Here is a 12,706-nt window from a genome sequence, read left to right as displayed (position 1 = left end):
ACACAGAAGAACTCCTTGCCGCCCCCCCCAACGACAAACGCGACAGGAGAGCGGGCCACACCCCCCTTCCGCACGACGTTTGTGAGGGGAAACCCTTTTCCCACCCTTTTTCCCCCCCCACGACGGGATCGGTCAGGTGCAGTTGACGCCGGCCTGCTTGTAGTTGTCCTTGTTGACGATCGTGGTCTTCGCGATCGTCTCCGCGGGCAGCTCCTTGCCGTTCTTCACCTTGTCCACCAGCACCTGGATCGCCGAGCGGCCGACCTCGGCGCCGGAGATGTAGAGCGCGGACTTGTTGCCGGTGTCCTTGCCCGCGGCCCAGTCCTTGCAGTCGAGGTACGCGCCGAGCCCGACGCCGATGATGTTGCTCGCCTGCACGCCGGAGTTGGCGAGCGCGGTCACGACACCGGTCTCGTTCTCGTCGTTGCAGCCCCACACGACCCAGTGCTTGACGCCCGGGTTGGAGCTGATCACCGCGCCGGAGCGGTTCTGCGCGTCGACGGGCGAGTTGTCGGTGCCGACGTCGATCACCGGGACCTCGGCGCCCGCCGCCTTGGCGAACGCGGACTTCGCGGCGCCGACGCGGTCGGTGCAGACGGTGAGGTCCTGCTTGTAGGCGCTGATGATCTTGGTGTCGGCGGCGGTCCAGCCGGCGGCCTTGAAGAGCTTCCCGGCCTCGGTGCCGACCGAGTCGCCCATCTGGCTGCCGTTGAAGCCGACGAACGGGGCCTTCGCGCCGGTGCCGTCCTTGATGACGTCGTCCGAGGCGATGATCGGGATGCCCGCGCTCTTCGCCTTGTCGATCACCTGCGGGCCGATGGCCTGGTCGGGGACGACGATGGCGACGCCGTTCGCGCCCTGCGCGACCGCCGCGTCCAGCTCGGTGATCGCCTTGTTGGCGTCCTGGCCGAGGTTGACGACCTTGAGCTCGACGCCGAGCTCCTTCGCCTTCTCCTGCGCACCCTGGGCCTGCTCGACGAAGTACTGCTGGTCACCCTGTTTCTGCAGGTAGTAGAGGGTGATCTTGCCGTTGGCGGGTGCCTGCTGCGTCGGTGCCGCGGTGTCTTTGCCCGAGGAGCACGAGGCCATCAGGACACCGGAAATCAAACAACAACCAACAACGCTCCAGGTGCGCAGCCTGTGCGAGTGTGGGGACATCGTTGCTCCCAAGGAGGCCGAGGTTCGAGTGGCGCGTGGGGGCGCCACTGGGTGACTGGTATTACAAAACACCCGTTCGTGCAGCGTCAACCCGCAGTTAGCGGAGCGATACCTACTCTCCGTAGTTGCATCGTGGCACGCACCCGAGTGATTTATCGTATTTTTTAGCGGCTGTCCTGCGCGTTGTCCGGTTTTGTCCTGTGCGAATGTTCTGATCGGTGTTGTCGACTGTGGTGGAAGTTTCCGTTGACCAGGAGCGCGCACGTGTCGGGTTCGTCCGGATGGGAGGATGACCCGACCACAGCAGCAGGGGGACCGATGACGAAGTTCCGCGTCGCCGCGCTCGCCGGGATCGCCGTCCTGGCGGCCGCGTGCAGCAGCCCGCCGCAGTCCGGCCCGGCGCCGACGCCGTTCCCGGAGACGCCGTCTTCGGCCGAGGCGGCTCCGGACGGCTCGTTCAGCGTCGTCGCGACCGGCGACGTCCTGATCCACCCGGCGCTGACCGAGCAGGCCGAGGCCGACGGCAAGGGAAAGATCGACTACCGGCCGCTGCTCGCCGGGATCAAGCCGCTGATCTCCGGCGCCGACCTCGGGATCTGCCACCTCGAGACGCCGCTGGCGCCGGAAGGCGGCCCGTACAGCGGGTACCCGTCGTTCAGTGCGCCGCCGGAGATCGCGGACGCGCTCAAGGACACCGGCTACGACACGTGCTCGACGTCGTCCAACCACACGATCGACCAGGGTGCCGACGGCGTGAAGCGGACGTTGGACAAGCTCGACGACGTCGGGATCAAGCACACCGGCTCGGCGCGGTCGGCCGCCGAGGCGGCGAAACCGCTGGTCCTCGACGTCCACGGCGTGAAGGTCGCGCAGGTGTCGTACGCCTTCGGGTTCAACGGCATCAAGGTGCCGGCCGGGAAGCCGTGGCTGGCCAACCAGATCGACGTCGACGACGTCCTGGCGTCGGCCCGGAAGGCGCGTGAGGCCGGCGCGCAGGTCGTGATCGCGAGCCTGCACTGGGGCGTGGAGTACCAGCACGAGCCGACGGCCGAGCAGCGGTCGCAGGCCAAGAAGCTCCTGGCGTCGGACGACATCGACCTGATCGTCGGCCACCACGCGCACGTCGTCCAGCCGTTCGAGAAGATCGGCGACAAGTGGGTTGCCTACGGGCTCGGCAACAGCGTCGCCCGCCATTCCGAACCCAAGGGTGACACGGAGGAGGGCGCGGCGGCCCGCTTCCGCTTCGTCCGCGACGGCGACCGCTGGAAGGTCGACAAGGCCGAGTACATCCCGACACTGATCAAGCTAGACGCCCCGATCCGCCTGATCGACTTGTCGACATCACCAGTGTCATCACAGGTCACCAAGGCCCTGGGCGACACGGACAAGAACATCCTGAGCCTCAAAGCAGACAAAGACGGCCTCACCCGCCCCGGCAAGTAACGGACGACACGCGTACCTGCGCGGACGACACGCGTACCTGCGCGGACGACACGCGTACCCAGACGGACGACACGCCGGGCCGGGCACGTGCTCGCCGTGTCGTCCATCCAGGTACGCGTGTCGTCCACCGGGGTACGCGTGTCGTCCGTTCCGGTACGCGGGTCAGTGGGTGCGGGTGGTGATCAGGCGGGCCAAGGCCGCCAGTTCGGCGGCTGGGCGGGGGACCGGGTTCACCGCCGCTAGGTCGCGGAGTCCCTTCGCCACCAACGCCGACGCCTGGGCCTGGCTCCACTGGCGGCCGCCGGCCTCGTCGACGAGGGTGGCCGCGAGGGCCAGCTCGACGGCGTCGAGCGGGTCGGTGCCGGAGTACAGCGTCGCCAGCTCCGCGCCCGCCGTCGTGCCGGACGACAGCGCCGTCACCACCGGGAGCGACTTCTTGCGGTTCTGCAGGTCCGAGTACACCGGCTTGCCCGTCTCGGCGGGGTCGCCCCAGATGCCGAGCAGGTCGTCGACGTGCTGGAACGCCAGCCCGATCGACCGGCCGAACTCGCCGAACCGCGGCACCGCTTCCGGCCGCCCGGCGAGCAACGCGCCCAGCTCGCAGCAGGCGCCGATCAGGGCCGCCGTCTTGCCGACGGCCATCCGGACGCACTCCGCCTGCGTGACGTCGTCGCGCTGCTCGAAGTCGACGTCGGCGGCCTGACCTTCCAGCAGTTCGAGGACACCCTGGGACAGCAGTCTCGAGCCCTCGGGTTGCAGCTGTTCGAACGCCACGCTCAGCAGCGCGTCCCCGGCGAGCACCGCGGGCCCGGTGCCGAAGACCGTCCACGCCGTCGGCCGGTGCCGCCGGGTGGTGTCGCCGTCCATGACGTCGTCGTGCAGCAGCGAGAAGTTGTGCACGAGCTCGACCGCGACGGCGGCGGGCACGGCGTCCGCCGGGACGCCACCGGCGGCTTCCGCGCACAGCAGGACCAGCGCCGGCCGCAACGCCTTGCCGCCGTCCGCGGACGACGGTTCGCCGTGGGCGTCTTCCCAGCCGAAGTGGTAGCCGGCGATCCGCCGCATCACCTCGGGCAGCCGCTCGGCCGCCGTGCGCAAAGCCGGGTCGACCAGGCCCTTGCTCCACGCGAGGACGTCGGCGAGGGGGCGGGCGGCGGTCCGGGAGTCCATGGTCGTCATGAGCGTCCGATCTCGACGTCGTCGAGCACGCCGAGCGCGTCCGGCACGAGCACGGCGGCGGAGTGGTAGGCACTGACCAGGTACGACGTGACGGCCCGGTCGCTGATGCCCATGAACCGGACGTTGAGCCCCGGCTGGTATTCGTCCGGCAGCGACTTCGGGCGCAGGCCGATGACGCCGGCGTCGTCCTCGCCGACGCGCATGGCCAGGATCGACGTCGTGCCGGTGTCGGTGACGGGGATCTTGTCGCACGGCAGGATCGGCACCCCGCGCCAGGCCGTGACGCGCTTCCCGTCGAGGACCGTCGTATCGGGGTAAAGCCGGCTTGCGGTGCACTCGCGGCCGAACGCGGCGATCGCGCGCGGGTGGGCGAGGAAGAACTTCGTCTTGCGACGGCGGCAAAGCAGGTCGTCGAGGTCCAGCGGCGTCGGTGGCCCGCTGCGGGTCGTGAGACGGTGTTTGAGGTCGACGTTGTGCAGCAGCCCGAAGTCGGTGTTGTTGACGAGCTCGTGCTCTTGCCGTTCCCGCAACGCTTCCACGGTCAGCCGGAGCTGTTGCTCGAGCTGGTTCATGGGGTTGTTGTAGAGATCGGTGACGCGGTTGTGCACGCGCAGCACGGTTTGCGCGACGGCGAGGTCGTACTCCCGCGGCGAAGGGTCGTAGTCGACGTACGTGCCGGACAGCACGGGCTCGCCGTCGTGGCCGGCCGCCAGGTCGATGCTGGCCTCACCGGCCTTGTTCTGCGGCTTCCGCGGCCGTCCGACCGCCTCGGCGACGTGCGTCCGCAGGGACTCCGACCGCCCGTTGAGCCGCGCGTACGCCGACGCGGACAGCACCAGCGCGATGACGCGGGTCGCGGCGCGGGCGGTGAAGCTCCACCGCGCGTCGTCGCGGGCGAGGAGCTCGGCGCCGAAGTGGTCGCCGTCGGTGGCGGTGCCGAGGGTGATGTCGTCGCCGTACTCGCCACGGCCGTGCTGCGTGACTTTGCCGTGGGCGACGAGGATCAGCGTGTCGAGCGGCGTGTCCGCGTCGACGATCGTGGCGCCGGGTTCGTACTCGCGTTGTTCGAAGGCTTCGGCGAGGGCGCTCAGCGCTTGCTCGTCGCCGAAGCCGCGAAGGAGTTCGAGTTCGGTGAGCTCGGCGGGGACGACCTGGACGCGGGCGCCGGTGGTGTAGAAGCTGACTTTGCCGTCGCCGATGGTGTAGGTGAGGCGGCGGTTGACGCGGTAGCTGCCCGCGGGGACGTCGACCCAGGCCAGTTGCGAGAGCAGCCAGCGGGTGGTGATGCCGCGCATCTGCGGCAGCGACTTCGTCGTCGTGGTCAGCGTCCGCGCGGCCTTGACGCCCAGGGACAGCTGTTCTTCGGTGACGGTCAAGGGGTCACGCGCCGATCGGGTCCGGGTGCCGCGGGCTTGGGCACGACCCGGGCCGCGGCGGTGCCGAGCCCGGTCGGCCCGAAGGCCGACGGCGGCAGGCCGGGCCCGGGACGCGGCGGTTCCGCGTCGGGCTTGCGGGGCGGGGTCGCGGGCTCCGGCATCACGCCTCCCGGCCGAGTTCGGCGCTTTCCAGCACGGCCAGCGCGTCCGGGACCAGCACGGCGGCGGAGTAGTACGCCGACACCAGGTACGACATGATCGCCTGCTCGGAAAGTCCCATGAACCGGACGTTCAGCCCCGGCTGGTACTCGTCCGGGAGTCCGGTCTGGTGCAACCCGACCACGCCCTGGGCCTGTTCCCCGGTCCGCATCAACAAGATCGAACTGGTGCGGGTCTCGGTGACGGGGATCTTGTTGCACGGCAGGATCGGGATGCCGCGCCAGGCGGGGACGTGGTGGCCGCCGAAGTCGACGGCGTCGGGGTAGACACCGGCTTTGGTGCATTCCCGGCCGAACGCGGCGATCGTCTTCGGGTGCGCCAGGAAGAACCCGGGGTCCTTCCAGACCAGTGCGAGGAGTTCGTCGAGGTCGTCGGGGGTGGGTGGTCCGGTGCGGGTGGGGATGCGCTGGGCGAAGTCGGCGTTGTGCAGCAGTCCGAAGTCGGTGTTGTTGACCAGTTCGTGTTCCTGGCGTTCCCGCAGCGCCTCGATGGTCAGCCGCAGCTGTTGTTCGATCTGGTTCATCGGCTGGTTGTAGAGATCCGCCACTCGCGAATGCACCCGCAGCACGGTCTGGGCGACCGACAGCTCGTACTCCCGCGGTTGGGCGTCGTAGTCGACGAACGTCCCGGGCAGCATCGGCTCGCCGTCGTGCCCGGAGGCGAGGGAGATTTCGGCTTCGCCGTGGTCGTTGCGGGCCGAGGCGCCGCCGGCGACGAACGCCTCGAGATGGGCTTGGAGGGTGTCCGACCGGGACCGTACGTCTTCGAAGACGTCGCGGGGCAGGGAGAGGACGGTGCAGGTGGTGACGGCTTTGGCGGTGAACTCCCAGATGCCGTCGTCGCGGATGAGGGCGGTTTCGCCGAAGTAGTCGCCGTCGGCCATCGTGCCGAGCACGGTCTGGTCGCCGTAGGCGCCGGTGCCGACCTTGGTGATCTTGCCGTGGGCGATGAGGAAGACCTGGTCGGCGCGGGAGCCGAACTCGACGAGGGTGTCGCCGGGGACGTATTCGTGCTGGGAGAACCGGGAGGCGAGTTCGGCGAGGACGTCTTCGTCGTCGTAGCCGCGGAGGGGGGCGAGTTCGCCGAGTTCGGGTGGGATGACGCGGACTTCGGCGCCGGTGGTGGTGAAGGTGACCCGGCCGTCGCCGACGGAGTAGGAGAGGCGGCGGTTGACGCGGTAGGCGCCGCCGGAGACTTCGACCCAGGGCAGGAGTTTGAGGAGCCAGCGGGAGGAGATGCCCTGCATCTGCGGGACCGACTTGGTCGTGGTGGCCAGGGTGCGGGCCGCGGCCCGTCCGAGGCTCTGCGGTGCCTGGTCGGTGTCCACCGGGTCGGTGACAGTCACAACGAGAACCACCCAATCATTCGGAAGCCGGGAATGCCCGAGGCTGGCAACGAAGAATCAACATAGCAACGGCGTCCGCGCGCACAATGACACGATCGGGTCGGCGGGATCGTTACCTGGTTGGCTTCCGGCCATTTCGGGCACTTTTCCCGCTCGCTCGTCCGCTGCCCATCACCCGCCGTTCCCGGTCGTCACCCGGTCGGGAAGATCCCTGCTCGTAAGGGGAATTCGTCGTCGCGGTGGGGAGCGGTGGAAGGCGCCGCGGTGTCGGTGAACTGCGCCGAACCGGCTATGGTCGCGGCCTGGGTGAGGCCACTCGGATGAACCGAACAATTCCCGGTTGTCCCTCCGGAAATGCGTGGCTAACTTGAGCGATCCGGCGGTGAATCCGCCCGGTGGGAAAGGACGTGGATGAACATCTTCGTGGCCGGCGGTCTGTGGGTGGCCGGCGCGGCGCTCGTCGGGGGCGTGATCGCGTACCTGGTCCGCCGGTTCGGCTGGGACGAGGGACGGCCGGACAACAACGACGCGGCGGGCCAGGTCTTCACCATCGTCGGCGGCCTGCACGCGGTGCTGGTCGCGTTCGTGCTCATCTCGCTGTTCGACTCGGTCGGCGCCGCGAGCCAGGACGCGCAGACCGAGGCGGACAGCCTGGTCGCGGCGACGTGGGCGGCCGACGCCTTGCCGGCCGAGACGAAGGACCGCGTGCACCAGCTGGCCGTCGCCTACGCGCGGACCGTCGAGCAGCAGGAGTGGCCGCGGCTGTCCGACGGCGGTGAGATCCCCGCCACGGGCTGGACGCAGCTCGACCAGATGCGCCAGGCCGTCGCGGCCGCCGAAGTCGACGGCGACTGGCAGATCGACCGCAAGACCGAGGCGAGCAACCAGCTCTGGTCGGTCTACCAGGCCCGCACGCAGCGGCTGAACAACGCCTCCGGCGGCGGCGTCGGGGCGGTCGTCTGGTTCGCGCTGATCCTCGGCAGCCTGATCACCGCGATCCTGCTGCCGAACCTGTTCGGCGGCACGCGGCTGGCCGCGCACGTCATCATCGTCTCCACCCTGGCCGGCACGATCACGTTGCTGCTGTTCGCGATCCACCAGCTGCAGAACCCGTTCAGCGGCGGCGCGAAGATCCCGCCGGAGGCGTTCACCGGCGCGCTGGAAAGGCTGGCTTGACCGGCGGGCGGGCCCGCTGGGCGGCGATGCTCGGCGTGGCCGCGGCGGTCTCGGCCCTGCTGGCGGCGACGGGCTGGCTCGCGCCCGAGTCACCGAAGCATCCGGCGGCCCAGGGCCAGGACGGCTGCACGATCCTGCAGGCGGAGAACGAACGCGACGGCGCGCCGACGACGTTGCGGCTGCTGTCCCTGCCCGACGGGACGACGAAACGCCTGACCCAGGCGGGCTACTGGATCAACGCGATGGGGTACTCGGCCGCGCAGGGCGTGGTGTACGGCGTCGCCGACGGAACGCGCGGTGGCCGGTACGACCACGGCTCGCACGCGGTGCGGATCGACGCGTCGGGGTCGGTGACGGACCTCGGCGTGGTCGGCCGGGCGGGCGCGCGGCGTCCGGTGTGGAGCCAGGTCACCGGTGCGACGGCGGGGGCGATCGCCGGGAACCGCTGGTACGTACGGCAGGACAGCGATCTGTACACAGTGGACGTCGACCCGGCTTCCGCGGACTACGTGCGGGTGGTGCACCGGACGGCGCTGCGGCCGGTGTCGCTCGCGGTGGGGGTCGACGACTTCGCGTACGACTCGTCGTCCGGCTTGCTGTACGGGGTCTCGACGACTTCGCGTGGGGGCAGTTCCGTGGTGACGCTGGACCCGTCGACGGGGACGGTCGCGGTGGTGCCGGGGCTGCGCTTCCCGCCCGGCGGCGCGTACGGGTCGGTGGGGCTCGCGCCAGGGGAGATCTACGCGACGGCGAACCGCGACGGGCGCCGGAGCGTGACGTACCGGTTGCCGCGGGACGGTTCGGGCCCGGCGGTCGAGGTGTCGACCGGGCCGGCGCTGGTAAGCGGCGACGCGGCCGGGTGTTTCGCCGCGGCCACCCCGCCGCCGCCCACGACCGTCTCGGAGACACCGACGTCGAGTCCGCCCATACCGCCGAACACGCCGCCTTCCGAGACGCCGCCGCCGAACTCGACGACCCCGGCTCCGACGCCGTCGGCCACGCCGGTGCCGGAGCCACCACCGCCGTCGCGGCCGCCCCCGGTGGAGCAGCCGGTAGCGGTCGCCGCGCCCCCGGCACCCACCCCGCCTCCGGTGGCCACGCCCGCGCCGAGGGCCGTGGAGCCGCCCCCGCCACCGTCGAAGCGGCACGTGCAGCCGACGCCCACCCCGGCGCCGGTGGCCGACGGCACGGCGGTGAAGACGAAGGAGAAACGCCGCTGGGGACTGACGGCACTGATCCTGGTGCTGGGCGGCGGAGCGGCGGTGGGTCACGTCCGCCGGCACCGCTGACCCGGTGGCCGGTCGTGAGTGGGAAACAGGGTTAGAACACGGTTTCTCACTCACGACCGGCCGCGGCAGACTCGCCGGCCGCACCGTTAACGTCCTGGCCTCCTCGAATCCGGGCAACGTCCACTTCGGCCACGAAGACTCCTGCTCCAGCGCGGTGCACGCGCCGGAAGAGGAGAAACGGGATGAAGCGGGCAACAATCGCCTTGGTCGCCGGGGTACTGGCACTACCCCTGGTCGCGAGGACGGCGGAAGCGCACGACCACGGGCCGCGGGCGAAGGACGACCACCTCCGGGTCCACGGCGGGCGGAGCCTGACCGCGGACGTGCTCGGCAACGACCGCGCCACCGCCGTCGTCCGGCACACCGCCGCCGCGCACGGGAGCGTCGACCTCGCCGCCGACGGCACCCTCCGCTACACCCCCGCGCCCGGCTTCACCGGCCGGGATTCCTTCACCTACACGGTTTCCGACGCCGTGAAGCTCTACCCGACGAACCTCAAGCCGCTCGCCACCATCGGCGGCGTGCCGATCAAGGGCGGCGCGTACGGCTCGGCGCTCACCCCGGTGCCCGGCGAGAAGGACGAGTTCTACGGCCTCACCGACCGCGGCCCGAACGTCGACGCGCCCGACGGCGGCAAGATCGAGCCGCTGCCCGCCTTCACCCCCGCCATCGGGAAGTTCCGCCTCCGCGACGGCAAGGCCGTGCTGGAGAAGACCATCCCGTTGCGCGCCAAGGACGGCACGCCCTACAACGGCCAGGTCAGCCCGCTCGCGGACACCGGCGAGAAGATCGTCGACCTGAACGGGAACGTCCTGCCGAAGTCGGCGAACGGCTACGACTCCGAAGGCCTGGTCGCGCAGAAGGACGGCACCTTCTGGGTCTCCGACGAGTACGGCCCCTTCATCACCCACTTCGGCCGCGACGGGCGCGCGCTCGAGCGTCTCTCGCCGTTCGACGGCTCGCTGCCGGCCGAGCTGAAGTACCGCGTGCCGAACAAGGGCATGGAAGGCCTCGCGCTGACCCCGGACGGCCGGACGCTCGTCGGCGTCATGCAGTCGGCGCTGCAGCAGCCGGACCTGACGAAGAAGCCGGGCAACGTCACCACGCTGCGGATCGTCACCGTCGACCTGCGCGCCCGCGCCACCCACGAGTACCTCTACCTGCTCGACGACCCGGACACGACGGGCACCGCGGTCAGCGAGATCACCGCGCTCTCGGCGACGCGCTTCCTGGTCGACGAGCGCGACGGCAAGCCGGAGCCCGGCGCGTTCAAGAAGCTGTTCGAGATCGACCTGACCGGCGCCACCGACGTCGGCCCGCGGGCCGCGGGGTACGACGCCGTCAAGGGCGGCCTGCTCGTCGGCGGGAAGAGCATCGACGCCTACGTCGGCAAGGACACCACGGCCGAAGCGACGAAGGACCTCGCCGCCGCCGGGATCAAGCCGGTCTCCAAGAAGCTGTACCTCGACCTGGGCGCCCTGGTGACGGGCCTGGACCCGAGCGGCGGCTTCTTCGGGCACGACAAGGTCGAGGGCGTCGCGACGACCGACGGCGGCCGGACCCTCGTGATCAGCAACGACAACGACTTCGGCATCGACGGCGTGACGAACGCGGCCCCGCCGTACGCGCTGCACCCGAAGACGCTGCCGGACGGCCGTCAGGACGACGGCGAGTACCTCGCGGTCGACACGACGAAGCTCCCGGCGGCGACGAGCACCGCGACCGTCACGATCGACGTGCGGTAACGCTCAGTACTTGAACTGGTCGACGTTGTCGGCGGTGATGAGCAGCGGATCGCCCAGCAGGACGGTCTTCGACGCGGCGTCGTACTTCACCGCCGGCAACTCCAGGCTCACCTTGTTGACGGCCTGGAGCGGCTTGCCGTCGGCGACCTGCTTCGCCGTCCACGCGGTCAGGTAGCCGAGCGACTCGACGTTCCACAGCACCGACTCGGAGCACGAGCCGTCGAGCAGGAACGGCTTGATCGACTGGGGCGTCCCGATGCCGACGGTGAACACCTGGCCGATCTTCTGCTGCTCGCGCACGGCCTTCGCGACGCCGGGGGCGGATGTCGTGCACTCGCCGACCAGGCCGTTGAGGTCCGGGTGGCGGGCCATCACTTCCTTGGCGAGGCTCGTCGCGTTGTCCTGGTCCTCGCCCGCGTAGACGGTCTCGACGACCTGCGCCTTCGGGTAGTGGTCGGCCGTGTAGGCCTTCTGGACCGAGATCCAGGTGTTGAGGTTCGCCGCGGCCGGGCCGCACGAGACGATCGCGTACTTGCCGGTGCCGCCGGTCCGCTTCATGAGCGCGTCGGTGAGCGCGGCGCCGATGCCCTCGGCGCTGGCCTGGTTGACGAACACCTCGCGCTGCGTGCCGGGCGCGTCGGTGTCGGAGGTGAGCACGTGGATGCCCTTCGCCCGCGCCTCGGCGATGGCCGGCGCGAGCGCGGCCGGGTCGTTCGGGGCGACGACGATGACGTCGACCTTCTTCGCGATCAGGTCACGCATGATGGCGACCTGGTCGGCGGGGTCGACGGTCTTCGGGCCGACCATGGACCACTGCACGCCCAGCTGCTTCGCCGCTTCGAGGCCGCCGGTGTTCATCGCCTGGAAGTACGGGATGTCGGCGACCTTGGGCACGAACGCGATCCGCTCCGGCGCCGGCGCGGGGGCGTTGCCCAGCTGGTCCGAGCAGCCCCCGAGCGCGAGCGCCGCACCCAGCAGCAGCGTCGCGAACAGCCGGAACGTCTTCGTCGGCCCTCGCATCCCCACCCATTCCTCGGGACTCTCGAACGGTCTGCGCGCGGTGGAGACCAAGGGGGAAGGTAGGGCCCCGCGTAACGGTGGTCAACGGGATGTGCGCAAAGGGTTACGGAAGCGAGTTCTACCTCGTGGCTTTCTGGCGGGGATTGGCCTGGTCAGCGGCTTTGGACACGGTGAGTGACGACGATTCGTCACTCTGTGGTCGACACGTCACCCGGAGGTCGCGCGTGACGCGCGAGACAGGCGCGTTGATACCCCTTGGGGGTATGGTGGCGGGCATGAGCGAACAGCACGGAGCTTCGTGGGCGACGGCGATCCAGGCGACCCTGCACTGCCTGACCGGCTGTGCGATCGGTGAGGTGCTCGGCATGGTCCTCGGCACGGCGTTCGGCCTGCACAACGCGGCGACCGTCGTCCTGTCGATCGTCCTCGCGTTCGTCTTCGGCTACGGCCTGACCATGCGGGGGGTGCTGAAGTCGGGGCTGCCCCTGGCGGCGGCGTTCAAGGTCGCGCTGGCCGCGGACACCGTGTCGATCGCGGTCATGGAGCTGATCGACAACACGGTCGTCGTGGCGATCCCGGGGGCGATGGACGCCGGCCTCGCCAGCTTCCTCTTCTGGCTGGCGCTGGCGCTTTCGCTGGCCATCGCGTTCGTGGTCACGGTGCCGGTGAACAAGTGGATGATCGGGCGCGGTCTCGGCCACGCGAAGGTGCACGCCCACCACCAGCACTGACGCGGGGGAGGTGGCGGCCTCCCCG

The 12,706-nt window shown here is 70.1% G+C and carries 11 protein-coding genes; 5 read left to right on the top strand and 6 right to left on the bottom strand.

Translation table 11 applies throughout. The annotated features are described in order from the left end of the window. Positions 1 to 132 precede the first annotated feature (132 nt). Positions 133 to 1,107 carry a substrate-binding domain-containing protein gene (locus tag ACZ7PG_RS45200; RefSeq protein ID WP_470245373.1) on the bottom strand — a complete coding sequence of 325 codons (975 nt, stop codon included), beginning with the start codon at positions 1,105 to 1,107 and terminating at the stop codon, positions 133 to 135. Positions 1,108 to 1,476: 369 nt separating this feature from the next. On the opposite strand from ACZ7PG_RS45200, the gene ACZ7PG_RS45195 reads away from it, so the two are divergent. Beyond that, the gene (locus tag ACZ7PG_RS45195; RefSeq protein ID WP_470245372.1) at positions 1,477 to 2,601 is read left to right on the top strand and encodes a CapA family protein; all 1,125 of its coding nucleotides are present in this window, start codon (positions 1,477 to 1,479) and stop codon (positions 2,599 to 2,601) included. 162 nt (positions 2,602 to 2,763) lie between these two features. Here ACZ7PG_RS45195 and ACZ7PG_RS45190 read toward each other — a convergent pair whose 3' ends face one another. The 4 genes from ACZ7PG_RS45190 to ACZ7PG_RS45175 are packed head-to-tail and all read right to left on the bottom strand — an operon-like array spanning position 2,764 to position 6,720. After that, a complete protein-coding gene (locus ACZ7PG_RS45190; protein WP_470245371.1) occupies positions 2,764 to 3,780 on the bottom strand; it encodes a family 2 encapsulin nanocompartment cargo protein polyprenyl transferase in 1,017 nt (338 codons plus the stop codon). Further along, positions 3,777 to 5,156 (bottom strand): family 2B encapsulin nanocompartment shell protein, encoded by a 1,380-nt coding sequence (locus ACZ7PG_RS45185; protein ID WP_470245370.1) that lies wholly within the window; start codon positions 5,154 to 5,156, stop codon positions 3,777 to 3,779. Before ACZ7PG_RS45185 ends, ACZ7PG_RS45190 begins: the two co-directional genes overlap by 4 nt. Beyond that, positions 5,153 to 5,317: a hypothetical protein gene (locus ACZ7PG_RS45180; RefSeq protein WP_470245369.1), complete on the bottom strand. Its 165-nt coding sequence runs from the start codon at positions 5,315 to 5,317 to the stop codon at positions 5,153 to 5,155. The genes ACZ7PG_RS45185 and ACZ7PG_RS45180 overlap by 4 nt, the downstream gene beginning before the upstream one ends. Continuing rightward, positions 5,317 to 6,720: a family 2B encapsulin nanocompartment shell protein gene (locus ACZ7PG_RS45175; RefSeq protein WP_470245368.1), complete on the bottom strand. Its 1,404-nt coding sequence runs from the start codon at positions 6,718 to 6,720 to the stop codon at positions 5,317 to 5,319. The genes ACZ7PG_RS45180 and ACZ7PG_RS45175 overlap by 1 nt, the downstream gene beginning before the upstream one ends. 411 nt (positions 6,721 to 7,131) lie before the next feature. Here ACZ7PG_RS45175 and ACZ7PG_RS45170 point away from each other — a divergent pair, with 411 nt between their 5' ends. The 3 genes from ACZ7PG_RS45170 (at position 7,132) to ACZ7PG_RS45160 (ending at position 10,930) form a co-directional block, all read left to right on the top strand. Beyond that, positions 7,132 to 7,896 (top strand): bestrophin-like domain, encoded by a 765-nt coding sequence (locus ACZ7PG_RS45170; protein ID WP_470245367.1) that lies wholly within the window; start codon positions 7,132 to 7,134, stop codon positions 7,894 to 7,896. Further along, a complete protein-coding gene (locus tag ACZ7PG_RS45165) occupies positions 7,893 to 9,185 on the top strand; it encodes a DUF6923 family protein (RefSeq protein ID WP_470245366.1) in 1,293 nt (430 codons plus the stop codon). Before ACZ7PG_RS45170 ends, ACZ7PG_RS45165 begins: the two co-directional genes overlap by 4 nt. A 182-nt stretch (positions 9,186 to 9,367) precedes the next feature. Beyond that, complete coding sequence (locus ACZ7PG_RS45160) at positions 9,368 to 10,930, top strand: esterase-like activity of phytase family protein (RefSeq protein WP_470245365.1); 1,563 nt, start codon at positions 9,368 to 9,370, stop codon at positions 10,928 to 10,930. Positions 10,931 to 10,933: 3 nt separating this feature from the next. Here the strand turns inward: ACZ7PG_RS45160 and ACZ7PG_RS45155 are convergent, their stop codons facing one another. Beyond that, positions 10,934 to 11,950 (bottom strand): autoinducer 2 ABC transporter substrate-binding protein, encoded by a 1,017-nt coding sequence (locus ACZ7PG_RS45155; RefSeq protein WP_470245364.1) that lies wholly within the window; start codon positions 11,948 to 11,950, stop codon positions 10,934 to 10,936. 275 nt (positions 11,951 to 12,225) lie between these two features. Between ACZ7PG_RS45155 and ACZ7PG_RS45150 the strand changes: the two genes are divergently transcribed. After that, the gene (locus tag ACZ7PG_RS45150) at positions 12,226 to 12,681 is read left to right on the top strand and encodes a DUF4396 domain-containing protein (RefSeq protein ID WP_470245363.1); all 456 of its coding nucleotides are present in this window, start codon (positions 12,226 to 12,228) and stop codon (positions 12,679 to 12,681) included. Positions 12,682 to 12,706 lie beyond the last annotated feature (25 nt).

Source organism: Amycolatopsis sp. NPDC114504 (genome assembly GCF_055633595.1).
Note: the sequence above shows the minus strand (reverse complement) of the source record. Positions and strands in the feature narration are given on the sequence as shown.